The 25,468-nt window shown below is 70.5% G+C and carries 19 protein-coding genes; 13 read left to right on the forward strand and 6 right to left on the reverse strand.

Features of this window, described 5'->3' with window-relative positions; genetic code table 11:
• The first annotated feature begins 46 nt into the window (after positions 1-46).
• The gene (locus JOD67_RS14760) at positions 47-3,946 is read left to right on the forward strand and encodes a patatin-like protein (protein WP_205118015.1); all 3,900 of its coding nucleotides are present in this window, start codon (positions 47-49) and stop codon (positions 3,944-3,946) included.
• Here the strand turns inward: JOD67_RS14760 and JOD67_RS14765 are convergent.
• Together JOD67_RS14765 and JOD67_RS14770 are read right to left on the reverse strand one after the other, a co-directional pair.
• Positions 3,943-4,758 carry an isocitrate lyase/PEP mutase family protein gene (locus JOD67_RS14765; RefSeq protein WP_205118016.1) on the reverse strand — a complete coding sequence of 272 codons (816 nt, stop codon included), beginning with the start codon at positions 4,756-4,758 and terminating at the stop codon, positions 3,943-3,945. The two genes, JOD67_RS14760 and JOD67_RS14765, sit on opposite strands and share 4 nt — an antisense overlap.
• 75 nt (positions 4,759-4,833) lie before the next feature.
• The gene (locus JOD67_RS14770; protein ID WP_205118017.1) at positions 4,834-5,430 is read right to left on the reverse strand and encodes a TetR/AcrR family transcriptional regulator; all 597 of its coding nucleotides are present in this window, start codon (positions 5,428-5,430) and stop codon (positions 4,834-4,836) included.
• Between the two features lie 169 nt (positions 5,431-5,599).
• Between JOD67_RS14770 and JOD67_RS14775 the strand changes: the two genes are divergently transcribed.
• Together JOD67_RS14775 and JOD67_RS14780 are read left to right on the forward strand one after the other, a co-directional pair.
• Positions 5,600-6,214 carry an RNA polymerase sigma factor gene (locus JOD67_RS14775; protein ID WP_205118018.1) on the forward strand — a complete coding sequence of 205 codons (615 nt, stop codon included), beginning with the start codon at positions 5,600-5,602 and terminating at the stop codon, positions 6,212-6,214.
• Positions 6,211-7,305, forward strand: a complete 1,095-nt coding sequence (locus JOD67_RS14780; protein ID WP_205118019.1) for a CU044_5270 family protein — start codon at positions 6,211-6,213, stop codon at positions 7,303-7,305. The genes JOD67_RS14775 and JOD67_RS14780 overlap by 4 nt, the downstream gene beginning before the upstream one ends.
• 10 nt (positions 7,306-7,315) lie before the next feature.
• Here JOD67_RS14780 and JOD67_RS14785 read toward each other — a convergent pair whose 3' ends face one another.
• Complete coding sequence (locus tag JOD67_RS14785) at positions 7,316-8,038, reverse strand: NAD-dependent epimerase/dehydratase family protein (RefSeq protein WP_205118020.1); 723 nt, start codon at positions 8,036-8,038, stop codon at positions 7,316-7,318.
• Between the two features lie 216 nt (positions 8,039-8,254).
• Between JOD67_RS14785 and JOD67_RS41180 the strand changes: the two genes are divergently transcribed.
• Entirely contained in the window at positions 8,255-11,950 is a 3,696-nt protein-coding gene (locus JOD67_RS41180; protein WP_205118021.1) for a BTAD domain-containing putative transcriptional regulator, read from the forward strand.
• 161 nt (positions 11,951-12,111) lie between these two features.
• Here JOD67_RS41180 and JOD67_RS14795 read toward each other — a convergent pair whose 3' ends face one another.
• From JOD67_RS14795 to JOD67_RS14805, 3 genes are all read right to left on the reverse strand, one after another.
• Positions 12,112-12,807 (reverse strand): DUF8091 domain-containing protein, encoded by a 696-nt coding sequence (locus tag JOD67_RS14795; RefSeq protein WP_205118022.1) that lies wholly within the window; start codon positions 12,805-12,807, stop codon positions 12,112-12,114.
• Positions 12,808-12,887: 80 nt separating this feature from the next.
• On the reverse strand, positions 12,888-14,084 hold the full coding sequence (locus JOD67_RS14800) for an aldose epimerase family protein (protein WP_205118023.1): 1,197 nt from the start codon (positions 14,082-14,084) through the stop codon (positions 12,888-12,890).
• 157 nt (positions 14,085-14,241) lie between these two features.
• Positions 14,242-14,817: a hypothetical protein gene (locus JOD67_RS14805; protein WP_205118024.1), complete on the reverse strand. Its 576-nt coding sequence runs from the start codon at positions 14,815-14,817 to the stop codon at positions 14,242-14,244.
• 138 nt (positions 14,818-14,955) lie between these two features.
• On the opposite strand from JOD67_RS14805, the gene JOD67_RS14810 reads away from it, so the two are divergent.
• From JOD67_RS14810 to JOD67_RS14850, 9 genes are all read left to right on the forward strand, one after another.
• The gene (locus tag JOD67_RS14810) at positions 14,956-16,305 is read left to right on the forward strand and encodes a sensor histidine kinase (RefSeq protein ID WP_205118025.1); all 1,350 of its coding nucleotides are present in this window, start codon (positions 14,956-14,958) and stop codon (positions 16,303-16,305) included.
• Positions 16,302-16,976: a response regulator gene (locus tag JOD67_RS14815; RefSeq protein WP_205118026.1), complete on the forward strand. Its 675-nt coding sequence runs from the start codon at positions 16,302-16,304 to the stop codon at positions 16,974-16,976. Before JOD67_RS14810 ends, JOD67_RS14815 begins: the two co-directional genes overlap by 4 nt.
• An 82-nt stretch (positions 16,977-17,058) precedes the next feature.
• Positions 17,059-17,808 carry an alpha/beta hydrolase gene (locus tag JOD67_RS14820; RefSeq protein WP_205118027.1) on the forward strand — a complete coding sequence of 250 codons (750 nt, stop codon included), beginning with the start codon at positions 17,059-17,061 and terminating at the stop codon, positions 17,806-17,808.
• A gap of 78 nt (positions 17,809-17,886) precedes the next feature.
• Positions 17,887-18,495 (forward strand): DUF1707 and DUF4870 domain-containing protein, encoded by a 609-nt coding sequence (locus JOD67_RS14825; protein ID WP_205118028.1) that lies wholly within the window; start codon positions 17,887-17,889, stop codon positions 18,493-18,495.
• 46 nt (positions 18,496-18,541) lie between these two features.
• Positions 18,542-19,780 (forward strand): MFS transporter, encoded by a 1,239-nt coding sequence (locus JOD67_RS14830; protein ID WP_205118030.1) that lies wholly within the window; start codon positions 18,542-18,544, stop codon positions 19,778-19,780.
• Positions 19,781-19,863: 83 nt separating this feature from the next.
• Entirely contained in the window at positions 19,864-22,650 is a 2,787-nt protein-coding gene (locus tag JOD67_RS14835) for a glycoside hydrolase family 3 N-terminal domain-containing protein (protein ID WP_205118032.1), read from the forward strand.
• Between the two features lie 46 nt (positions 22,651-22,696).
• Positions 22,697-23,272, forward strand: coding sequence for a TetR/AcrR family transcriptional regulator (locus JOD67_RS14840; protein ID WP_205118034.1), 576 nt, complete (start codon positions 22,697-22,699; stop codon positions 23,270-23,272).
• 70 nt (positions 23,273-23,342) lie between these two features.
• On the forward strand, positions 23,343-24,686 hold the full coding sequence (locus JOD67_RS14845) for an MFS transporter (protein ID WP_205118036.1): 1,344 nt from the start codon (positions 23,343-23,345) through the stop codon (positions 24,684-24,686).
• Positions 24,667-25,428, forward strand: coding sequence for an SDR family NAD(P)-dependent oxidoreductase (locus tag JOD67_RS14850; protein ID WP_205118037.1), 762 nt, complete (start codon positions 24,667-24,669; stop codon positions 25,426-25,428). The genes JOD67_RS14845 and JOD67_RS14850 overlap by 20 nt, the downstream gene beginning before the upstream one ends.
• Positions 25,429-25,468 lie beyond the last annotated feature (40 nt).

Below are 25,468 nucleotides of genomic sequence, written 5' to 3' on the forward strand. Positions count from 1 at the left end.
ACTGTGTGCTCGGGGATCGTGTCTAGCCGTCACTAGGAGGCCCCGGATGTCCGACCGGCCGGTCGAGCCCAGCCTGCCCGTCGAGGAGATCCGGCTCGCGGTCGTCCTCAACGGCGGCGTGAGTCTCGCGATCTGGATGGGCGGCGCGACGCTCGAGATCGACCGCCTGACCAGGCGCGAAGGACCGTACGCCGCGCTGCTCGACCTGATGGGCTCCGAGGCCCGCGCCGACGTCATCACCGGTTCCAGCGCCGGCGGCATCAACGGCGCGTTCCTCTCGGTCGCCCAGGTCAGTGTCAACGCCGACTTGCGGCTGCTCCGCGACTTATGGGCTGACCAGGGCCGCCTCGAAAGTATGTTCCGCAAGCCGTTCCGTGGCAGTCCCACCTCACTTTTGCAGGGGGACGAATACTTTCTGCCCAGGCTGCGCGACGCCTTCCGGCAGCTGGCACGACGTTGGAACCCCCGCCCGATCGACGAACGTCCCGTCGACCTCACCATCACGACCTCGCTGCTCACCGGCGCACAGCGCGTCACGGTCGACTCGCTCGGCCAGCCGCTCAAGCAGACCACCCACGACGAGACGTTCAGCTTCCGCCGCGGCCCGACCGCGCGCACGTTGGTGAACGGGCAGTGGCAGACGCCCGACGACTTCTCAGCCGAACGGATCGAGGCCACCGTCGACAAGCTGGCGCTCGCGGCCAGGAGCACGGCGAGCTTCCCGCTGGCGTTCGAGCCGTCGTTCATCCCGGTCGTGTTCGACGGCTCCGACACCACCAACGGGCGGCCGAACATGGCGAACGCCGTCTCTTGGGCCGAGGCCGACCGGTCCGGCGGCGTACGTGACCTGTCCCGCTACACCGTCGACGGCGGGCTGCTCGTCAACACACCCACCCAGGCCGCGCTCGAGGCGATCGACAAGATGCCGGCGAGCGACTCCGTACGGCGGGTCATGCTCGTCGTCCACCCGCACGCCGGCCTTCCCAGTGCGGCCCGCGCCGACGACCCGAACGACCCGCCGACCGTCGCCGAGGCCGCGTCGATGATCCTCGGCGCGCGGTCGAGCCAGAGCAACAAGTCGTTCGTCGACGAGGTCGAGCGGTACAGCCGCGAGGCGACCGCGCGCCGCGGCGGGCTGCGCGACGTGCTCGTCAACCTCGCCCGCGCGGGGTCGACGCCGATGCCGGAGCGCCTGTTCGACCTGGCCGAGCCGCTGCAGCCGCACTACCGCGAGCTGCGCATCCGCGAGGAGGCCAGCGAGATCGCGGACCGGACGCCGAGCCAGCCGGGGTGGCCGTGGGACCGCGTCCGCGAGGCCGCGGAGCAGGCGCAACGTTCGTACGCCGTCGCCGCGCTCCCGCCCGGCATCCCGGTCCGCGGCGAGCTGCCGTACGCGCCGTCGCACTGGACCTGGCGGACGGCGCTCGACTGGTCCACGCTCACGCCCGGCGCGCACGCGCCGACCGCCGACAGCGAGACCTGGAAGGACGGAACGTCCTGGGGCTGGGGGCTGCCGATCCTCGACCAGCTCTCCGACGCGCTGCTCGACGTCATCGCGCTCGTCTTCCGGGTCGCGAGCCCGGAGGTCATGGCGGAGGTGTACGAGAAGGCGCTGCGCAAACGGCTGCACGAGATCCGGGGCAAGCTCGCCGACCTGCACGCCGAGATCGACACGGCGGTGTTCACGCCGGGCGCCGAGGAACCGTCGGCCGAGCATTGGCGCGAGCGGCTCGAGGAGTACGCGACGCAGCTGGTCGGTACCTCGTCGACCCTCGGCGCGCGAACGCTGGAGCAGGCTCGGGACCTCGCGCGGCTCGCGCTGGAGACCTGCCCGTACCTGCGCGACCCGATGGGCGCGACGCCGAGCGAGGCCCGCACCATGCAGGCCTGGTGCGACCTGCTCGACTCCGACGCGCTGCCGGGCGAGCCCGCCGACGCGGTGACCAGGACGCTCGGGCGGCTGATCGCGCTGATGGTGTGCGCGACCTGCATCGCCGAACCGCCGCAGACCCGCGGCGGACCGGTGCAGCTCGTGCAGCTGAGCCTGCACACGCCGAACGCGTTCGTCGAACACAGCACGGAGCCGGACGACAAGGTGGGCGGCGCGTCCGTGCACCGCTTCGGCGGTTTCCTCAAGGAGTCTTGGCGAATCAACGACTGGACGTGGGGTCGGCTGGACGCGGCGACGGCGTTGGCTCGTACGGTCGCCGACCCGCGGCGGCTGCGGCGGCTCGCGTTGCTGCGCGGCGAACGGAGTGCGGCGCTGGTCTCGGAGGACTTCGCCTCGCTGACGGCCAACCTGTTCGGGGTGACCGCCGACGAGCAGCTGCCAGAGGTCGTCCGCGAGTGCGGCGCGCGGGCACTGGCGGAGCTGCACGCATTGTCGGAGCGCGATCCGTCGGAGGAGGACGGGCGCTACCTGCCCTGGTTGGCGGAGTACGTCGCGTGGGCGTTGCACATCGAGATCGTGCTCGAGGAGCTGCCCGCGCTCGCACGCGCGATCCACGCCGACCGCGCGGAGGGTGCGAACAGGCGGAGCCGAGGACAGCTCTTCCTCGACTCCGAGGCCGTGCTGTTGGGGCAGGTGTCGCGGCTGAACCACGCGACGGCCGCCTCGGAACGGTTGAGTCTCGGTGTGCAGGCGTTGCGCGCGTTCGACCGGGCGGGCATCGGACGCGAGGACCTGTCGATCGAACGTGGCAGCGACCAGATGATCCGTACGGCGGCGACGGCCGCGGCGGTGGGCGTGACGCTGCTCGACAGCGACAAGGTCGGCATCCCGGCGGTGAAGGCCGTGACGCGGAGCGTGCGTGGTGCTTCGTTGTTGCCGTACTGGATGGTGTTCGGACTCACCCTGTCCGGCTCGGCGGCGCGGTTCGTTGCCCTTCTGGTGTTGGCGTTCGGCGGCATCTCGCTGAGCGTCGCGCTGGTCGCGGGGGCGCCGGGGTGGGTGACGGCGCTGGGCGTCGCGGCTTTGCTGACGACGTTCGGGTTCGCGGCGTTGCGTACGGGCACGTTGCTGCACGGGCTCGTCCTGCTGGCGCCAGTCTTACCGCTGACGGTGTACGCCGGGTTCCGCTGGGCCGACGACGACACCGGCAACGCCGCGGGCATCGTGATCGGTGCGGCGCTGGTCGTCGTCGGGTTCGTCGTGCTCGGGATGTTGGGCGTGCCGAGCCGTACGCCACCTGCGGTGATGTCGGACCTGACCGCGAAACTTGTTACCCGGTTGGGATTCCAGCCGCCGGTGTCGTTCACGCGGACGCGGCTCGGACTGACCGCGGCCGCCGTCGTGGTGCTGTGCGCGTTGGTGGCGGTGATCGCGTGGTTGATCACCCGGTACGACGAGGACATCGCGGCGCAGTTCGTCGAGTGGTGGAACGCGCTGGGGTCGGCTTCGGGACGTTCGATCGGGCTGGTTCTGCTTGTTTTGTTGGGAATCGCGGTCGCGCTGGGCGGGCTTGCCGCCTCGTCGGGGAGCCGCTCGTTGCAGCGCTGGCAGGTGTCGTTGACCGGGATCGCGCCGCGGTTCCGGCGGCAGCGTACGTCGCACCCGGCGGCGCTGACGTCGTCGTGGGGTTGGTTGTACGGCGTGGTGTTCGCGGTGATCGCGGTGGCGATCGCGTTCGGCGGGGTGTCGCAGCCGTGGGCGCGGCTCGTGGTGTTCACGGCGACACCGTTCGCCCTTGTTTTGTTGGCGATCGTGACGTGGTGGCCGACGATGCGGGCGCGGAAGGACATCGAGGCGCGGCTGAAGCCGTATCTGGTGGCATTGAAGAACGCGGACGGTCGGGTCTCGGAGTCCGACGTCGCGCTGCGGCTGGCCGAGGACGAGCTCGCGTACAGCTTCCTCGTTCGTGTCGACAACCCCGACACGGCAACGGAGCGGATCGCGCTGACGTACCGGGGCTCGACGATGGCGGGGACGACGCCCCGCCCGATCTAGCTTTGCAGGTAGGGCTTGACGTCGGCGCGCGAGTTGCCGAAGAACTCGAACGTGCCGTTGTCCTTGAGCTCCTGCGCGGCCTGGAGGAACCCGGCGAGCGCGGCGTTGTGGAACCAGGTGCCGAGGCTGATGCGCTTGGCGCCGGCGTCCTCGATGGCCTTGACGGTGAGGGTCGGCGTGAGCGGGAGGACGTTGACCGGCTTGCCGACGGCGTCGCAGACCGCGCGGATGTCGTCGAGGTCGGTGACGCCGGGGCAGTAGAGGACGTCGGCGCCGGCCTCCTCGTACGCCTGGAGTCGGGCGATGGTATCGGCGAGGTCGCTGATGCCGTACAGGAAGTTCTCGGCGCGCGCGGTGAGGACGAAGCCGTTCTCGGCGTTCTTGGCTGCCTCGGCGGCGGCGCGGATGCGGTCCTTGGCGTGCTCGAGGTCGTAGATCGGCTTGTCCGGGTTGGCGGTCGCGTCCTCGATCGAGGCGCCGGCGAGCCCAGCCGCGGCTGCCTGCCGGATCGTCTCCGCGGCGTCGTCGGGGCTGTCGCCGAAGCCGCGCTCGAGGTCGCCGTTCACCGGGAGATCGGTGGCGTCCGCGATCTGCTTGGCGTGGGCGATCGCCTGCTCGCGGGTGACGAGGTTGGCGCCGTCGACGCGGCCGAGCGTGAACGCGAGCGCGCCGCTGGAGCTGGCGAGCGCCTTGTAGCCGAGGCCCGCGAGCACCTTGGCGCTGCCGGCGTCCCAGGGGTTGGGCATGACGAAGGCGCCGGGACCCTCGTGGAGCTTGCGGAACTGCGCGACCTTGTCGGCGGTGGTTGTCATGGTTGTCATGGTTGTGGAACGTACCTCGGCGCGCCGACATCTCGGCGTGCTCGCGGTGTTGAGGTCGGAAACCCGCTAGCTGGTGAGCTTGTCGGCGATCGTGTCGAGCCCTTGCTTGAGCCTGTGCGTGGGGAACTCGTCCTTGGTGGCCTTGCGTTGGTCGGCGGCGAGGGAGGCGAGGATCGCCTGGGCGAGGAAGTCGGCGTCTGCTGTGGGGTTGGCTTGGTTGATCAGGATCGCGACGTGCTTGCGCCAGAGCTGGTAGGCGCCGATCCGGAAGCGAGCGCCGGGGCTCGCGGTCTCGGACATGTGGATGAGATCGAGGTGAGCGTCGAGCAGGTCGGCGTACGCGTGCAGGAACGCCCTGAGCCGTTCCCTCGGCTCGGCGCCGGGACCGAGCGGCGGGTCGCCCTGGAGGATCTGCTGTTGGAGCTGCTTCTCGCGCTCGCCGAGCAGGGCGACCGCGAGGCCGGCCTTGTCGCCGAACCGCCGGAACAGCGTCCCCTTGCCGACGCCCGCCTCGGCGGCGACCTGGTCCATCGAGACGTTGCCGACGCCATGTCGGGCGAACAACCGCTCCGCGGCAGCCAGAATCTTCAGCCGATTCCGCGCCGCATCCGCCCGCTCCCGGGGCGGCGGCTCGGACCCGATGCTCAGCAACTCGTCACTCATCAGGGCGGACTTTAGTCCGCTTGCCGTCCCGGCGCCCGGTCTGGCGAGGCGTGTCCCAATGTCTCAATCATGAGGACAGGTGGCCGCATCAGGCCACCGCCCGCAACCAAGGAGAAGGGGTCGGCATCCTTCGGGCAAGAACGTACGAAACCACGCTCGAGGGGGGTAGATGGCCACCGCGGTCGGCATCCTGCGCAACCAGGCGCAAGCGCGCCCGAACGCGAGTGCCGACGCGGAGATCGTGCAGAAGTCCCGGACCGAGCCCGAACGGTTCGGCGCCATCTTCGACCGCTACTTCGCCGAGATCCACGGCTACCTCGCCCGCCGGCTCACCAAGGACATCGCCGACGATCTGGCCGCGGAGACGTTCCTCGCCGCCTTCCGCCAGCGCGACCGCTACGACGCCGAGCGGGGCGACGTGCGGGCCTGGCTGTACGGCATCGCCACCAACCTGATCAAGCGCCACCGCCGCGTCGAGCTCCGCGCCTACCACGCGATCGAACGCCTCGGCCCGCAGAAGGACACCGACAGCCACGAGGAACGCACCACCGAACGCGTCGACGCCCAGAGCATCCAGCGCCAGCTCGCCGGCGCCCTCGCGCGCCTCAACGCCGGCGACCGCGACGTCCTGCTGCTCGTCGCCCTTGCTGGACTCAGCTACACCGAGGTCGCCCAGGCCCTCGACATCGCCTACGGAACGGTCTGCTCCCGCCTCAACCGCGCCCGCAAGCACGTACGCCAGTCCCTCGGCGGCGCCGACCCGACCCGGGAGGCGCAAGGATGAACGAGGAAGAACGCCTCCTCCGCGACGTCCTCGCCCAGCCGGCAGCCCCGGACCCGGACACCGTCGCCGACGCCCGCGCGAAGCTCGACCGGCTGACCCGCACCGAGGTACGCAGGACAAAGTCCCACCACCTCCGCCTCGCGATCACCGCACTCGTCGCGGCCGCCGGCGTCATCGGCGCCTCGCTCGTCCCGCAGCTCATCCCCGACCAGGACCACCAGCCGGCGACCAGCCCACCGCAGAGCGCCGTCACGCCCGCGGGACCACCGTCGAGCCCCACCCCGTTCCCGAACGCCACCGAGATGATCGGCAAGGCAGCGACGTACGAAGCCGCCAGATCCAAGCCCACCGGGTACTACTGGCGGATCCGCAACCTCACCTCGACCACGGTCGTCACGTTCGCCAACCGCGTGCCCTACAAGATGGAGCTGACGGTCGTCGCCGAGCACTGGGGCGGCGAGAAGGGGATGACCGCGGCCGGGCTCCGCATGCTCTCACTGCGGCCCTCCAGCCCCGCCGACTCCCAGGCCCACGAGGAGGCGGGCAAGCCGATCGCCGTCAAGGTGCAGCTCGCCGACGCCCCGAAGCCCACCCCGTTGCTCGTCGTCCAGCTCCCCGACGAAGGACGCCTGGTCGACGACCCCGCGAACTACCTCGGCGCGGCCGACCTGAACGGCATCATCGTGCAGAAACTGTCGACTCAACCCGACAAACTCGTCGACACGCTGCTGACGATGCGTGACCCGAAGGAGAACGACGATCCAGACAGCTGGCTGTTCGCGGTCCTCAGCGAGCTCCTCGTCGACACCGCGGCCACACCCGCGCAGCGCGCCAGTGCCCTGAAGGTCCTGGCCGATCTCCCCGGCATCCACTACGTCGGCAGGGTCGACGACCTCTATGGCCGCGCCGGCCTGGCGATCGAACGTTCCGGCGACGAGCAGGGCACGCAGCTCCTGCTCGATCCGAAGACCGGCGGCGTGCTGGGGATGCAGAGGCCGAACGGTGTTCGCGTCGCCGTTCTCGACGCCGGCTGGGTCACCGACAAGCCACGTCCACCCGCTGCACTCGACCTCGTGCCCAAGGCCGAATAGGCGCGGACCATCAAGGAGTGACGTCCCGCGGCGACCAGCCGAGCACCTCACGAGCCTTGCGGAGCGACACCATCCGCTCGTTCCCGTCGCCGCTGATCCCGAACGCCTCGAAGCCGTGGCCCTGGCGGTCCAGCCCGGCCAACAGCGCAGCGGCGACGTCGCGTGCCGAGGTGCAGAGGATCGCGCGTTCCGGCGGCTCGGTGATCGGGAACTCGTCGTCGGCGACCGGGAAGCAGAGCCGCAACGCGACGACGCTCATCCCGTAGTCCAGCACCGCGCCCTCGCAGACCAGCTCGCCGAACCGCTTCGCCAGCCCGTAGAAACCGGTCGCGTCGGTCGGCACGGTCTCGTCCGGGTACGCGGCGCGCTGCTCGTGGCCGCGCAACGAGTACACCGACATGCTGCTGGTGTAGACCGCGTGCGTGATGCCACTCTCGTGTGCGGCGCGCAGCGCGAGATAGAGGCCGCCGGCGGCGACGTCGAAGTGCAGCCGCCCGTTCTCCGGGCTGCCCCAGTCCGCCATCGGGCCCATCGCCATGAACAGCAACGCGTCCCGGCCTTCGGCCGCCGAACGCAGCGCGTCGAAGTCGCGGAGGTCGCCACCGACGTACTCGGCTGGTACGTCGGGTCGCGGCGGCTTCAGGTCGAAGACCCGCACCTCGTGCCGCTCCGCGAGGTAGGGCAGCGTCAGCGACCCGACCTTTCCCGAGCCGCCCACTACGAGCACGCGCACGTCGACCTCCCCATCAAAAGGATCCCCTCCAGAAGCCCCGCCAGACCAGGAGCGCGGTGAACACCCTGTACCGGCCCGGCGATAACAACAGGCGACTCGCGGGTTTCTCCTCTCGTACCTGACACCATCGGACCCATGATCACAACAAACGCGCGGGTCTGGCTGACCGGATCCGGCGGACGGCGCTCGTACTGAGCACATAGCTTGGCTCTTGGCATGGTGGCGCTACGGGTCCTGGGGCCGTTCGCGGCCGACCGAGTAAGCGTGCCGCTGGAGCTGGGCGGCGCGCGGCAGCGTGCTGTCCTCGCCCGTCTCGTCGTCGCGCGTGGTCAGGTCGTTCCGGTCGAACGGCTCATCGACGACATCTGGAACGACGAGGCACCGCCCGGCGCGCTCGCCACGATCCAGGGGTACGTGTCACAGCTGCGGCGCGTCCTCGAACCCGACCGCCCGCCGCGGACGCCGGCCAACATCCTGGTCACCGCGTCGCCCGGGTACGTGCTGAGGCTCGCTCCCGAAGACGTCGACGCATGGCACTTCGAGGCGCTGCTCGTCGAGGCCGGACGGCTGCTTCCCACCGAGCCCGCTTCCGCGCAGGCGCGACTGGTCGAGGCGATCAACCTGTGGCGCGGGCCGGCGTACGCGGAGTTCGCCGACGTGCCCTGGGCCCACGCCGAGGCCGCGCGGCTCGAGGAGCTGCGCCGGGTCGCGACCGAACGACTCGCGGTGGCTGCCTTGGCGCTGGGCCAAGCGGCCGAGACCGTCGCGGAGCTCCAGGCCCACGTCGCCGAACACCCGTTGCGCGAGGAGGGCTGGAGGCTGCTCGCGCTGGCGCTCTACCGCGCCGGAAGGCAGGGCGACGCACTCGCGACGCTGCGCCAGGCCAGGACCGTGCTCGCCGACGAGCTCGGCCTCGACCCAGGACCGGCGTTGCGGCAGCTCGAGTCCGACATCCTCGCCCAGGCCGAACGGATCTCCCAACCCCGCGCGGCACGAGCGAGGGCGACCGAGCGGTCCAAACAGTCCGATCGCGTCGGGCTGGTCGGACGCGAGGACGAGGTCGCGCTGCTCTCCGACGAGGTCGACCAGCTGAACGACTCCGGCGGCGGCTTCCGCGTCGTCGAGATCGTCGGCGAGCCGGGCATCGGCAAGTCGCGGCTGCTCGCCGAGCTGCGGCGGCTCGCGGAGAGCCGCGACCACCTCGTGCTCGCCGGCCGGGCGGCGGAGTTCCAGGGCATGCTGCCGTACGCGGTGTTCGTCGACGCGCTCGACGACCAGCTCGCCAAGCTCGGCGCGGACGGGGTGAAGCAGCTCGGCATCGACGCGAGCCAGTTCGCCGGCGTGTTCCCGTCGCTCGCCGACGCGAGTACGACGCCGAGCGAGAACCTGGTCGAGGCCGAGCGGTTCCGCGTCCACAGGGCGATCCGGCGGTTGTTGGAGCAGCTCGCGAGCAACGGTTCGCTGGTGTTCGTTCTCGACGACCTGCACTGGGCCGACCACGCGTCGGTCGAGCTGGTCGGCTACCTGCTGCGGCATCCGCCGGCCGCCGCGGTGCTGCTGGCGCTGGCGTACCGGCCGCGTCAGCTCAGCGCGACCGTCGCGGGTTCGCTGAACCTCGCCGCGGACGACGGGCTGGTACGCAAGGTCCGCTTGACACCGCTGTCGGCGTCGGACACCGCGCGCATCCTCGGCCCCGAGGTGACGTCGGAACGTCAACAGGCGTTGCACTTCGCGAGTGGCGGGAACCCGTTCTACCTGGACGCGTTGGCGCGTTCGTCGCCGAGCGACGGCGGGCATCCGATGCCGGCCGAGATCGGCGAGGTCCCGGCGGCGGTGCAGTCGGCGCTCGCCTCGGAGCTGCGGACCGCTTCGCCCGAGGCGCGGCTGGCGGCCCAGGCCGCGGCGGTTCTCGGCGACCCGTTCGATCCCGAGCTCGTCGCCGAGGTAGCCGGGTTGGCGCCGGCGAACGTGCTGGCGTTGATCGAAGAGCTGTTGGGGCTCGATCTCGTGCGTCCGGCCGAGGGGTCGCGGCGGTTCCAGTTCCGGCACCCGCTCGTGCGGCACGTCACGTACCAGACGCTGAGCGAGATCTCCAGGCTCGCCGTGCACGCGCGTGCCGCGTCGGCGTTGGAACGTCGCGGCGCACCGTTCGCCGCCCGCCCCCACCACGTGGAGTACTCGGCGGAGGCGGGCGACCAGGAGGCGATCGAGGTCCTGACCCAGGCCGCGGCGGAGAGCATGGCGCGGGCGCCGGCGACGGCGGCGCACTGGTTCGACGTCGCGCTGCAGCTGCTGCCGACCGAGCCGGCGACCTCGGCGCGCCGGATCGAGATCTCGCTGAACCGCGCGCAGGCGTTGGCGGTCGCAGGACAGCTGGCGGCGAGCCGCGACATCGTGCACGAGATTCTCGCCGAGCTTCCGGCGGCGCCGAGCTCGGCCCGTACCCGCGCCGTCAGCCTGTGCGTGATGGCCGAGCGGATGCTCGGCCGGCACGACGAGGCGGCGGCACTGTTGCGGCGCGAGCTGTCCGTGCTGGGCAAGGAGGACTCGGTCGAGGCGGCCGCGCTGAAGCTCGAGCTGACCGCGACGGCGCACTTCCGCGGCGAGTACGGCGGCAACCTGGACAGCGCGATGGAGGCGATGGCCGCCGCCCGGCGGCACGGCGACCGGGCATTGGAGGCGACCGCGGCGGCGGTGCTCGCGAACGGTCAGCTGATGGTCGGCGCGGTCGACGAGGCGGGCGCGTGGCTCGATGTGGCGACCTCGTTGATCGACGGCATGTACGACGCGGAGATCTCGCCGCGGCTCGAGGCCCTCTACTGGGCGGCGTGGGCCGCGGTCCCGCTGGACCGGTACTCCGAGGGTCTGCGGCACGTCGAGCGCGCGGTCGCGCTGGCGCAGGGCGGCGGGCAGGTCTACCTGCTCGGCTACCTCTACAGCATGCGGTCGATCGTGCTTCGTTCGCTCGGTTCGCTGGACGAGTCCTTGGCGGCGGCCGAGACCGCGGTGGACGCGGCGATGCTGTCGCCGAGCGCGGAGCTGCGGGCGTTGGCGTTCATCACGCGGGCCTGGGCCGCCCTGTTGTACGGCGACCTGGCTGAGGCGCTGCGGGCGGGGGAGCAGGCTGTCGCGCAGCCGGCGGGGGACCGGGCCAGGGCGGCGCGGACGTTCGCGTTGACGGTGATCCGGATCGCGGCGGGCGAGGACACGAGCGTCGACGAGCTGCTACGTGCTGCCGGCGGGCCGGAGGCATCGCTGTTCGACCGGCTGACCAAGCCGGTGTTCTACGAGTACATCACCGCGGTCGAGCTGGCCCGGGGCGGCTTGGAGTCGGCTGACGGATGGGCATCGCGGGCCGAGGCGGCGTCGCATCCACGGCTGCCGACGCGGGCGGGGAACGCTCTGCTGGCGAGGGCCCGGGTCCAGCTGGCGCGCGGCCAGGCGGCGGCCGCGGCGGTGCGGGCGATCGAGGCGGCCGAGCGGCACTCGTTGGCGCCGAGCCGGTACAACATGGCGCGCTCGTACCTGCTCGCCGGCCAGGCCTGGGCGGCCTCGGGCGACTCCGGTCGCGCGTCGCTGAACCTGCGCCGGGCGGCGTCGCTGGCCTCGGACTGCGGCGCCCGGTTGGTGTTGGAGGAGGCCGAACGGGAGCTCGGCCGGGTGGGGAGTGGGTCGGAACGTTCCGAACCCGTCGTCGGTGGCCGGGCCGATCGTTCGGCCCTGACCCGGCGGGAGACCGAGATCGCCGCGCTGGCGGCGCACGGGGCGTCGAGCCGGGAGATCGCGGGGCGGCTGGACCTGTCGGCGCGAACGGTGGAGACGCACCTGCAGCGGGTGTACGCCAAGCTCGGCGTCACCTCGCGGGCCGGTCTGGCAGCCGTGTGGTCGGGCCGCGACCTCCCCCCTGCGTAGGTGCTGCGTAGTGGGCTGCGTAGTGCGGTCCCAGTCAGTTCCAAGCGGGCGGCCGTAGAACTGTGGATGTCACCAAGGAACACGTGCCCTGATCCCCCACGTTCCGCGGTGACGCCCATGGCCGGCCCTGGCCTGGAACCCGGGGCCGGCCAGCAACATCTCTACGGCTGCTCGTTCGAAGTCCTCTGGTAGATCACCGCGTTGCCCTGCTTGCCCACGGCGGTGACGGTGCCGACTCGGCGCAGGCAGTAGGCCATCTGTTGGGCCGCGCGCTGGGGACGGCTCAGCTTCTTGGCCAGGTCTGCCGTGGTGAACTCTTCGGGGAGGTCTTGGGGGAGCAGGTCGGCCAGGTTGTCGAGTCGTACGGCCTGGACGACCTCGAGCAGCCTTCGTTCGACCACCGACCAGCCGCGGCGACGCCAGGCTCGGTGCAGGCCGTGCCGCCAGTGCTCTTCCACCGTGGTCAGCAGGACCTCGATCTCCAACAGCGGATGTCCCAACACGTCGGCGATGCTCACGAGCTCACCGAAGATGTCCGCCGCGCTGCCGTGGCGCGGCGAGCGGCGGCGGCTCACCAGGACTCCGTCGGCGTCGATCTTCACGATCCACTTGTCGACCGGGATCGGATGGACGATCCGCAACCGATGCCCGAGTCCCAGCAGCGCGACCGCCTTGCGCTTCATCGACGAGAAGCCGCGCGTCTGCACCTCGATCAGCTGGTCTCCGCGCACCAGGTCGACGACGAACCCGTCGACCGGGACCTCGAACCGGTCCCCCGGACGCGCGTACCACTGCTTCAGCGCCGCGTGGAGATGCTTCTCCCGCAGCGTTCCGATGTGGGGTACGACCTCCGTCACGCAGGCGAGCGTAGAAGGAACCACGCCCGAGGTGTCCGAGGAATCGCGGCCCGGGGACCGCGATTCCTCGGACCAGTCACTCAGTGGGTGCCGAAGGCGAAGATCGTCGTCGACTTCAGCGTCTTGCCCGGCCGCAGCAGCGTGGACGGGAAGCTCGGCTGGTTCGGCGAGTCCGGGAAGTGCTGCGTCTCCAGGCAGAACGCGTCGCCCTGCCGGTAGGCGTTCCCGCCGATCCCCACGATCGAGCCGTCGAGGAAGTTGCCCGTGTACACCTGCACGCCGGGCTCGGTGGTGTGGACGGTCAGGGTCCGGCCGCTCTCCGGTTCCCACGCCTTGGCCGCGAGCCGGAAGCCGTCCTTGCCCGCCGCGCCGAGCACGAAGTTGTGGTCGTACCCCCGCCCGATCAACATCTGCGGGTGGTTCGACCGGATCCGCGACCCGATGGTCTGCGGCGAACGGAAGTCGAACGGCGTGCCCGACACCGAGGGCAGCTCGCCCGTCGGGATCAGGCCGGCGTCGACCGGGGTGTACTTCGGCGCGTTCAGCTTCAGGACGTGGTCGTAGATCGCACCGTTGCCCTCACCTGCCAGGTTGAAGTACGTGTGGTTGGTGAGGTTGACGACCGTCGCCTTGTCAGTGCTCGCGCGGTACTCGACGCGGAGCTCGTTGCGGCGGTTCAGCGTGTACGTCACGTTCGTCGTCAGCGTGCCCGGGAAGCCCTGGTCGCCGTCCGGGCTGACCAGGCTGAACGACACGCCGATCGCATGGTCGGAACGGACCACCTTCGCGTCCCAGACGTTCTTGTCGAAGCCGACCGGCCCGCCGTGCAGCGCGTTCTCGCCGTTGTTCGGCGGGATCTGGTACTGCACCCCGTCGATCGAGAACTGGCCCTTGGCGATCCGGTTGCCGTACCGGCCGATCGTCGCGCCGAAGTACGGGCTCTTCATCCGGTAGTCGTCGAGGTTGTCGAAGCCCAGGCTGACGTTCTTCTTCCGGCCGCGGCGGTCCGGGAGGTCGATCCGCTGGATCGTCGCGCCCCAGGTCAGCATGGAGATCGTGACCTTGCCGTTGGAGAACGTGTAGACGTCGACGTTCTTGCCCTCCGGCGTCGTCCCGAACGGCTCCTTGCGAATGTCCAGTCGCCCGTGACCCAACGGCGCGGACGTCGCCACGGGCGCGGCGGCCGACTGGCCGTTGAGCGCGCCGACCGCTGCAGCTCCGAGCCCGAGAACTCCGGCCGCGCGCAACACATGGCGTCGGGGCAGGTTGTCTGACATGGGTTCCCTCCTGGTGCCGTCGTTGGCCCGACCAGGCGCGTTCTTCAACGTTGGAACCGCACGGCCCACGTCACCAACGCGCGAGATCATCGGACCCGATCCTGGAAGCAGAAGCCGGTGCCGTCAACACCACACGGCGTGTTCAAGTCCTGAAAGGTCAGGTCGGACAGGTGGCTTCGAACGTGGCCTTCGTGGTCCGGCGCAGCTCGAACGCGAGCGAGCCGGTCGTCTTGTCGCTGGGAAGGTACTGACCTTCCGGGAGCTGGACGGAGTATCTCGCCCGCATCCCGACCCGATCACCCTCCCACTCGCCGCGCAGGTCGAAGATGTAGTCGCCAGGTCCGGTGCCCTCGTACGACGTGCTGACCTCGAACAGGCTGCCCGAGCGGTTCTCCGAGTCCCCGAACAGGTGTGCCTCGCGGGTGCCGTCCGAGCCGCAGGTCTTCATCGTTCCCGCGAGCGGGTCGTAGCTGTGACTACGCGACGTGCCTGTCCCGAACTCGTACCTGAACTCGACCACGACGTTGCGCCGACCTCCCGGCGTGAAGTCGGCCGTCCCCTGCCAATAGCCGGACAGTGCCGGCCGGCCACCGGTCGACATCGACCACGGATTCAGCACGACCCGGTCCACGACGTAGAACGCCGCGAGGACCAGGCCCGCCACGACGAACAGCACGGCGATCTGCTTCTGGGTGAACTTGCGGCGGGTACGCCGCGTGGGCTGGGTCGTCATGGTCATCCAGATTCGGGACAAACCCTCAGCCAGCCTTAAAGCCCACGTCAGACCTGCCCGTCACACCGGGGAGCCACGTGCGAGTACGACCCTGGGGTCACGCGTTCGGGCGGCCGGCGACCCTACGCTGGCCGTGGCATGGCAAAGACTCTCCGCGACCAGCGTCCCGGACGTGGCCGACGGGCCGCCGGGACGATGCTGCGCGCGGTCGTCAACCTGCTGCTGGGCCCGGACGACTCGGACCTCCCGTTCAAGCTGCTGTCGATCAGGACGATCTTCCGCCTCGTCGGCCCGGGCTCGGTCGTCCTCGCCATCCCGCTCATCGCGGCCGGTACGCAGTTCACCAACACCGACTACACGACCGGCCCGCTCTGGCCCCAGGACTTCGCCTGGCAGCCCGGGGCCACCGCACTCATCTTCGCCGCCTGGCAGGTCGTCCCGCTGATCGTCGCCGGCCACCGGCCGCTGCTCGGCTGGTTCCTCGCGATGACCGGCATCTTCGTCGTCCCGTTCGCGGTCGTCCCGATCCCCGGCAACGGCACGCAGCCCTGGCCGTGGCTGCCGCACGCGCTGATCGCGTACCTCCCGATCCAGTACGCCGTCGCCCGCCGGCACCGGCTGTGGATCGCGATCGCGAGCTGGCTGCTCGTCGGCATCGCCGGCACGTTCGCGAGCCAGCACGAGCCCACGTACCCGTACACCGACACGAACGCCTCGCAGTGGATGCTCGCCGCCGTCGCGCTCGTGATCGGCGCCGCCATCCGAACGAGCGCCCTCGCCCGCCAACGCGTCGTCCAGGAAGAGCTCGTCACCGCCGAGGAACGGTCCCGGCGGCAGCTGCTCGAGGAGCGCACCAGGATCGCGCGGGAGATGCACGACGTGGTCGCGCACCACATGTCGATGATCGCCGTGCAGGCGTCGACCGCCGAGTACCGGCTGGGCGAGCTGTCGGAGGAGGCGAAGCAGGAGTTCACCTCGATCAGCGAGTCCGCGCGCCAGTCGTTGTCGGAGATGCGCCGGCTGCTGGCCGTTCTGCGGTCGGACGAGTCGAGCGAGTCCGGCGACCGGGCGCCGCAACCCGGGCTGGACGGGATCGGCGCGCTCGTCGAGGCGACCCGCCGGGCCGGGACGAACGTCCGGTACGAGGCGAACGATCTCCCGACGAAGGTCTCGGAGACGGTCTCGTTGACCGGCTATCGGATCGTCCAGGAGGCGTTGAGCAACGTCATCCGGCACGCGCCCGGCGCCGAGACCAGGGTGGCGCTGAACGGGTCGCCCACCGAGCTGACGATTCGCGTCACGAACGCCGAGCCCGAGGGCGCCGTCATGCCGTTGGAGCAGAACCGCGACGGTCATGGACTGGTCGGCATGCGGGAACGGACCGCCATGCTCGGCGGGACGTTGTCCGCGGCGCCGCGTCAAGACGGGGGATTCGAGGTGGTGGCGACGATTCCGCTCGCCGCCGACGCGCACGAGGAGGAGCTGTGACGATCCGCGTTCTGGTCGTCGACGACCAGGCGATGGTGCGGGCCGGGTTCGCCGCCCTGCTGGCCGCGCAGTCCGACATCGAGGTCGTCGGAGACGCGTCGAACGGCGCCGAGGCGGTCCAAAGGTCGCGGACCCTGCATCCTGACGTCGTACTTATGGACGTCCGCATGCCCGAGATGGACGGCCTCGAGGCGGCCCGGCAGCTGCTCGACCCTCCGAAAGGCGTGGAGCACCGGCCGAAAGTCCTGATGCTCACGACGTTCGACGTGGACGACTACGTCTATGAGGCGCTGCGGGTCGGGGCGAGCGGGTTCCTGCTGAAGGACGCGCCGCCGCAGGACCTCGTCGCCGCCGTCCGCGTCGTCCACGGCGGCGACGCGCTGCTCGCGCCCTCGGTGACGAAGCGGCTGATCGAGGACTTCGCCCGCAACCGGCCCGCCGTACGCCATCGCGCGCCTGCGTTGAACGCGCTGACCGCCCGCGAGGCCGAGGTGCTCACGTTGATCGCGCGCGGCCTGTCCAACACCGAGATCGCCGCCCAGCTGGTGGTCGCGGAGCAGACCGTCAAGACCCACATCGGCCGCATCTTCACCAAGCTCGACCTCCGCGACCGCGCCCAGGCGGTCGTGTTCGCGTACGAGTCGGGCCTGGTCGCCGCCGGCTCCGGCTGATCCCTTAGATCCGCGGAGCCAGGACGAATGGAGCGCCGCGGGGTGACGTTCGGCCCCTCACCCCGGCCGTAGCTTCCGCGGCATGAACCTGCTCGCACGGATGGGAATCGCCGGCGCCGTCGTCGGAGCCGCACTCGCGACAGCCGGGGTCGGCCAGGCCATCGGCAGCCCGCACCTCGGCAGCATCGAGGTCGGCGCGCCGGTCGCCACGGCCGAACGGATCGCCGTCTTCGTCCCCGGCGCCGGCGTCACGATGGACAACGCCGGCCGGGTGGGTGGTCCGCTCGAGGCAGCGAACGCCGTCGTCGCAGCCGCGAGGAGCGAGAAGCTCGCTGCCGTCGCCTGGGTCGGCTACCGGACCCCGAACGGCATCGGCGTCGAGTCCGCGACCGGAACGAGGGCGCGCGACGGGGCGCGCGAGCTCACCGCGTACCTCGATCGTCTCGCCGCCACGACCGACGCGCCGATCACGGTGTTCTGCCACAGCTACGGCTCGGTCGTCTGCGGGCTCGCCCGCTACCCGACGGACGTCACCGACGTCGTCGCGTACGCAAGCCCCGGCATGCGCCAGCCTCGCGCCGCGAGCCTGCACCCGCGGGTCTGGGTCGCCGCCGCGCAGGGCGACGCGATCACGTTCACGCCGCACGTACGGATCGGCGACCTGTTCCACGGCGTCGACCCGGCCGGCAAGGCGTTCGGCGCCCGCCTGGTCGACACCGGCACGGCGTACGGCCACGACGGCTACGTCGCGCCCGGAACGGAGTCGCTCGCGAACTTCGCCCGGATCGCGCTCGGCCACTCCGCGCAGGTCACGACGAGACCACCGCACTAGGTAGTGCCAGGTGGATCGGGGGCCCTTCAGGGTCGATCCCGGATGCCGGATGGCCGCCCACGAAGGAGCATCGATGTCATGACGCCTGCACCAGCTTCCCCGTACGCCTCCGCGGACGCCCTCCGGGTATCGGACACCGAGCGCGATCGGGCCGTGGACATGCTCCAGACCGCGTTCGCCGAGGGCCGCATCGACCACGCCGAGCTCGACCACCGGGTCGAGGGCGCGCTGGCGGCGGTCAACCGTGCCGACCTGTCCACCGCCCTGCGCGGGCTCCCGCTCGGCCACCCGGCCGCGGCGCAGTCCACCCAGGCCGTGTCCGCTCACCTCGGCGCGACGGCTGGGCCGGTGGGTCCCGCGCCGACGGGCGACGAACGAGCGGTCGCGCTCGCCGCGCACTGGCTCGGGTTCTTCACGCTGTTCATCGGCCCGGCGCTGATCGCCGCGTCCAAGGGCAAGACGTCGCGGTTCGTCCGCCAGCAGGCGATGGAGGCGGTGAACTTCCAGGTGACGTTCCTCGGCGCGAACATCGTGCTCGGTGTCGCGACCGCGTTCACGTTCGGCATCGCGGGGCTGCTGTTCGTGCCGCTCGCGTTCATCTGGTTCATCCTGATGGGCGTCGGCGGGCTGTCGGCCGCCGCCGGCAACCGGTTCACCTACCCCTGGAACGTCCGCCTGTTCAGTTAGCGGACGAAGGCGATCTTCGGTCCCAGGGACCGCTATCGTCAGATGAATGCCGGTCGCTTCTCCTGTGACGAACGAGGTCCGCAAGGCCCGCGTCGCCGTCGCCCTGACGTTCCTCATGCACGCGGCGACGTTCGCCACCTGGGCGCCGCGGATCCCGTCCATCAAGGAGAACCTCGACCTCAGCCACGACGACCTCGGCTTCGCGCTGGGCGGCATGGCGGTCGGCCTCCTGATCGGCACGAGGCTCACCGGCCGGATGGAGAAGCAGGGCCGTACGGGCACCGCGATGCGCGTCGTGGTCGCACTGCAGGCGATCTCGCTCGCCGGTCCCGGCTTCGCGGTCAACCTGTGGACGTTGACCGCCGCGCTGTTCGTGCTCGGTCTGCTCGGCGGCATGCTCGACGTGCTGATGAACGCGCACGCGGTCGCGGTCGAGCGGCTGTACGAACGGCCGATCATGTCCTCGTTCCACGGACTGTGGAGCGTCGGCTCGATGGTCGGATCGGCGATCGCGGCAGGCGTCGCGCAGCTCGGCGTCGACGTACGCGTGCACTTCATCGTGGTCGGCGTGATCGTGCTCATCGCCAGCGTGCCGCTGCTGATGCCGTTGCTCAGCGGCGATCACGAGGCCGCGACCACCGGCCACCATGTCGACGAGGCGCAACCCAAGGGACCGCCGGTCGGGCTGCTCGTCGTCACGGTGCTGTGCGTGATGGGCTTCGGCTCGTTCCTGGCCGAGGGCTCGGTCGCCGACTGGGGTCCGCTCTACATGCACGAGAACGTCGGCACCTCCGAGGCGTTCGCCGCGCTCAGCCTGTCGGTCTTCTCCGGCGCGATGGCGATCTGCCGCCTGATCGCGGACCGGGTGGGGATGATCCTCGGCCCGGTGATGGTGGCGCGGGTCGGCACGTTGATCAGCCTGGTCGGCTTCGGCTTGTTCCTGCTCGTGCAGGAGCCGGCCGTCGCGCTGGTCGGGTTCGCGCTCGCCGGATTCGGGATCGGGCCGGTCGTGCCGATCGTGTTCTCCGCGGGCGGCAACACCCGAACGAAGAAGCGGGCCTCCGTGCTCGGTCCGACGGTGTCGGCGGGGTACGTGGGCGCGGTCATCGGACCGGTGGCGATCGGCGCGATCGCCGAGCGGGCCGGGCTGAACTGGGCGTTGGGCGTTCCGGTGCTGTTCCTCGTGGTGATTCTGCTGTCGGCGGGCCTGCTCGCCGGCGCGTCCGGGGGAACGGATCCGGAGACGAAGTCGCACGCGCACGGACCTCCGCACGCCGACGGTTGATTTCTTGAACGCTCGTTGAGGTCTTGTCGCGACGCCCCCCTGCTGCTTAACTCCCAAGCAGCTTCGGTCTGAGGGGGCGTTGCATGCGTCGTACCTGGATCTTCCTTGCTGTGTTCGCGATCTTCGGCTCGTTCTTCGTGAGTTCGACCGCCGCCGCGGAACCGAGTGCAACTCTTGACGACTTCGAGGGCGAGGTCCCGTTCGGCAATCCGGAGGGGATCTTCACGTTCGGCGCGGATGGGAACGACCATCCCACGTTGACGGTCGAGTCGCGGGCGCGCGAAGGCGTTCCGGACAACCACGCCCTGCGTGTCGACTATCACGCCGACGCCGGGGGATGGGGCGGCGTCGTGCACAACTTGACGTACGACACGAACCCGCAGGACTGGAGCGGTTTCGCGGGCATCCGGTTCTGGTGGTACGGGCACAACGCGGCGCCACAGCCGCCCGGTTCGGGACCGACGATCTGGTTCGAGATCAAGGACGGCGGCGCGCACGCCGAGGCGTCGGAGCTGTGGAACACCTCGTTCACCGACGACTTCTCCGGCTGGACGCTGATCGAGCTCCCGTTCTCGCGCTTCCAGTACCGAACCGACTTCCAACCGGTCGGCGGCATCAACCACGAGCTCGATCTGACCGCGATGTGGGGCTTCGCGTTCACGCCTCCCGCCGGGCGGGTCGGCACGTTCTCCCTCGACGACATCGCGGTGTACGGCGTCGCGGTGCCGCCGCCTCCGGCGTCGGTGGACACGCTGAAGCCGGTCTACTCGGTGCGCGAGGGCAAGTCCGTGGACGTCGGCGTCCGCCTGACGACGCGCACTGGCCAGCCGCTCGAGCAGCCGGTGACGATCGCGTACGCATCCTCGCCCGGGACGGCCACGCCCGGCACGGACTACACCGCTGTCAATGGATCGTTGACGTTCCCTGCCGGCACTGCCACGGGAGCTGTCCAGACGTTCCGGGTGCGGACGACGTCCGACCGCAAGGCCGAGGTCGCGGAGACCGTCAACCTCACCTTGTCGGGCGAGAACGTGGGGATTTCCAGCGACCAGCCGACGATCGTCATCGACGCGCACGGGCTGCCGTACCTCGACGAGGACCTGCCGATCCGCAAGCGGGTCGACGATCTGCTCGGCCGGATGACGCTGGCCGAGAAGATCGGGCAGATGACCCAGGCCGAGCGCGGCGCGCTCGACGCGCAGGACGACATCGCCTCGTGGGCGTTGGGATCGCTGCTGTCGGGCGGCGGGTCCGTGCCGAACCCGAACACGCCGGCGGCGTGGGCCGACATGGTCGACGGCTTCCAGTTGCGGGCACGGCAAACGCCGCTGCAGATCCCGTTGCTGTACGGCGTCGACGCCGTGCACGGACACAACAACGTCGTCGGCGCGACGATCTTCCCGCACAACGTCGGGCTGGGCGCGACGCGCGATCCCTCGCTGGTGAAGGCGATTGGTCGCGCGACGGCCAAGGAGACGCGCGCGACTGGGGCGACCTGGACGTTCGCGCCGTGCCTGTGCGTGTCGCGCGACGAACGGTGGGGCCGCGCGTACGAGGCGTTCGGCGAATCTCCTTCCCTGGTGGAGTCCATGGGCACGATCGTGGATGGGCTGCAGGGCAACGACCTGTCGAAGCCCACGAGCGTGCTCGCGACCGCGAAGCACTGGGTGGGCGATGGCGGGACGACGTACGGCTCGTCGACGACCGGCTCGTACACGACCGACCAGGGCATCACCGAGGTGACGACGAAGGACCTGTGGCGGTTGCACATCGCGCCGTACCTCGACGCGCTCGACCGCGGCGTCGGAACGGTGATGCCGTCGTACTCGTCGGTCGACCTGCTCGACGACCCGGCCGGTCCGGTCAAGATGCACGCGCACCGGGCGCTGATCACCGATGTCCTGAAGAAGAAACTCCGCTTCGACGGGTTCGTGATCTCGGACTGGCAGGGGATCGACCAGATCCCCGGCGACTACGCGAGCGATGTCGTGACCGCGGTGAACGCGGGGATCGACATGGTGATGGTGCCGCACGAGTACCAGCGCTTCTCCGAGCTGCTGCTCGCCGGCGTGACGTCGGGGCAGGTCTCCGAGGCGCGGATCGACGATGCCGCGCGGCGGATCCTGCGGCAGAAGTTCCGGCTGGGGTTGTTCGAGAAGCCGTTCGTGGACCGGACCTACCTGTCGTCGGTGGGCTCCGCTTCGCACCGCGCGTTGGCCCGTTCTGCTGTGGCGGAGTCCCAGACGCTGTTGAAGAACGCCTCGCGGACGCTGCCGTTGAAGAAGTCCGGCTCGATCTACGTGGCTGGCAGCAACGCGGACGACATCGGGAACCAGTCCGGCGGGTGGACGATCTCCTGGCAGGGTTCCAGCGGCGCGACGACGCCGGGGACGAGCATCCTGGCGGGCATCCGTTCGGTCGCGCCGTCCGCCGCGGTGACGTACAGCCGGGACGCCTCGGCTCCGCTGGAGGGCCACGACGTCGGCGTCGTGGTGGTGGGCGAGACCCCGTACGCGGAGGGCATCGGCGACATCGGCAACGGCCGCGCCGACCTCTCGCTGTCGGCCGCCGATCGCGCCGCGATCGACAAGGTCTGCGCCGCGATGACCTGCGTGGTGGTCGTGGTCTCCGGCCGGCCCATGCTGGTGACCGACCAGCTGCCTCAGATCGACGCGTTGGTCGCCGCCTGGCTGCCCGGCACCGAAGGCGCTGGCGTCGCCGACACCCTGTTCGGCAACGTGGCATACACCGGCCGGCTGCCGGTGACGTGGCCGAAGACGATGGCCCAGCTCCCCATCAACGTCGGCGACAAGGTCTACGACCCCCTGTTCCCGTACGGCTTCGGCCTCCGCACCCACGTCCGGCGCTGACCTGAAGTTGTTTGACCGATCGTTCCAGCTCGGCTACGGTCGGGGTGTGGCAAGGCTGAAGGAGTTCGACCCCGACGTTGTGCTGCAGCGCGCGCTGGACCTGTTCTGGCGGCGCGGGTACGAGGCGACGTCGATGGCCGATCTCGTCGAGCACCTCGGCATCGGCCGGGCGAGCATCTATGCCACGTATGGGAGTAAGCACGAGCTCTATCTGAAGGCGCTGGAGCGCTACGGGCGGACGACTGGGCTGTCGTCGGCCGAGGTGCTCGCGCGGCCCGGCCCCGTGCTGCCCGCCGTGCGTGAGCTCCTGCTCTCGTACGCCGATCGTCCTGCGGATGGGCCGAAGGGCTGCATGATCACGAATGCGGCCGTCGAGCTGATGGCCAGCGACGACGAGGTCTGCAAGCGCGTCGAGACCAGCTGGGACAAGCTCGAGCACGCGCTCACGGGCGCGATGATGCGGGCACGCGCGCAGGGTGAGGTCGGAGCCGACAGGGATCCGGAGGTGCTGGCTCGGTTCCTGCTCGTCGTCATGCAGGGCCTGCGCGTCCTCGGTCGCGGCGAACCCGACCCTGATCGCGTCCGCGACGCCGTCGACCAGGCCCTCGGCACGCTCCAGTAGTCCACCCCACTCAGGCGGGCGGCTTTGCGCTGCCCACATTTTGGACCGATCGATCCAGAAAGGAGCGACGATGCGGAAGATCCTGCTGGGCACGACCCAGGTGCTGCTGATCGCCGCGATCACGCTCCCGTTGCTCGGCGTGCCCGCGATCCAGCGCGAGTTCGGCTCGTCCCAGGGCGACGTCGCGCTGATGATCGCGGCGTACGGGCTCGCGTTCGGCGGCCTGCTGCTCGCCGGCGGCCGGCTCGCCGACCTGGGCGGCAGGCGTACGTTCCTCGCCGGGCTCGCGATCTTCGCCGCCGGCTCCCTCGCGGCCGCGCTCGCCCCGAGCTTCGCGCTGCTGCTCGCCGCCAGGTTCGGCCAGGGCATCGGCGCCGCGCTCGTCGCTCCCGCCGCCATGGTGTTGCTTCGCCAGCTCACGCCCGACCCGGCCCGCCGGGCGAAAGCCCTTGCGGCATGGGGAGTTCTCTCCGGCATCGGCGCGACGTTCGGCAACCTGCTGTCCGGTGTGGTCCTGACCTGGGGCTCCTGGCGCGTCGCGTTCCTCGCTCCCGCCGTCATCGCCGCCGCCGCGGCGCTCGCCGGCTGGCGCTTGTTCGAGCCCACGACCGCCCGGCCCGCCCGCCGACGGATCGACGCGCTCGGCGCGCTGCTCGCGACCGCCACGATGACCCTGCTCAGCTACGGCCTGCTCAACAACGCATACGTCGCGATCGGCGGGGCGGTCGTGCTCGGAGTCGGCTTCGTGCTCGTCGAACGTCGTACCGCCGACCCCGTCCTCCCGCTCGGCTTCCTCGCCGACCGGACCCGCGTCGGCGGCCTCGCGGCGATCTTCGTGACCGCCGCGAGCATGGGCACGATGTGGTTCATGACCTCGCTGTATCTCCAGCAGGTCAAGGGACTCTCGCCGATCCTCACCTCGCTCGCGTTCCTCCCGTACGTCGCGGTGCAGCTCGGCACGAGCACGCTCGTCTCCCGCGTGGTCGGCCGGTTCGGCGCCCGACGCGCGACTCCGATCGGCCTCGGGCTCGCCGCCGTCGGCATGGGCCTGCTCAGCCGGATCGAGCCCGATTCCCCATACGTAGGCGTCTTCCTGGCCGGCCTGCTGGTCTTCGTCGCCGGAGCCAGCCTCGCGTTCTCCGGCGCGATGGTCGCGGCCACCTCGACCGCCTCCGAACAGCAGGCTGGTCTCGCCGGTGGTGTCGCGAACCTCGCGATGGAGGCTGGACCGACCGTCGGCCTCGCGTTCCTCGTCTCGCTCGCCGCCAGCTACGCCCACCAGACCGCCGGCTACGCCGCGGCCTTCGGCGTCGCCGCCATCGCGTTCGTCCTCACCGCAGTCGGCGTGGCCATCGCGCTTCGCCAACCCCACAAGAAGAATGAGGAGAAACTCCATGAGTACACGGTTTCCTGACAAGGTCGTTCTGGTCACCGGCGCGGGAGCGGGCATCGGCCGCGCCACGGCGGTCTCGTTCGCCCGGGAGGGCGCGAAGGTGGTCGTCTCCGGTCGCCGTCAAGAGCCGCTAGCCGAGACCGTAAAGGAGGTCGAGAACGCGGGCGGCACCGCGACCTATGTGGTGGCGGACGTGAGCAAGGAGGACGACGTCACGCGGACCGTCAAACACGCCGTCGACGAGTACGGCCGGCTCGACATCGCCGTCAACAACGCCGGCGTCCTCGCCGCCACTGGTCCGGTCGCCGACATCGATGTCCAGGACTGGGACTACCTCTTCGACGTCAACGTCAAGGGCGTGTTGCTCTCGATGCAGCAGGAGATCCGGCAGATGAAGACGCAGGGCGGCGGCGTGATCGTCAACCTGTCCTCGGTGTTGGGGCCGCACATCCGCGTACCCGGCACCGGAGCGTACGGCGCGTCGAAGGCCGCGGTGAGCGCGCTCAGCCGCGCCGCCGCGCGCGAGTACATCCGCGACGGCATCCGGATCAACGCGGTCAGCCCCGCGTCGGCGGACACCACGATGTCGCTGCGCCCCGGCGAGGACGATGCGGCGCGCGCCAAGCGGGTCGAGGAGACCTCGCCGCTCGGTCGCATCGGCACGCTCGACGAGGTGTCCGGAACGATCCTCTGGCTGGCGTCGGACGAGGCTGGCTTCGCCGTCGGGCAGGACCTCGTGATCGACGGCGGTGCCAGCGCCTAGCGGGGTGGCCGCGGGCGGCCTCGGCTTTGCCGTCGTCATG

Origin of the sequence: Tenggerimyces flavus, from assembly GCF_016907715.1 — a bacterium.
In the GTDB taxonomy this organism is placed as follows: Bacteria; Actinomycetota; Actinomycetes; order Propionibacteriales; family Actinopolymorphaceae; genus Tenggerimyces; species Tenggerimyces flavus.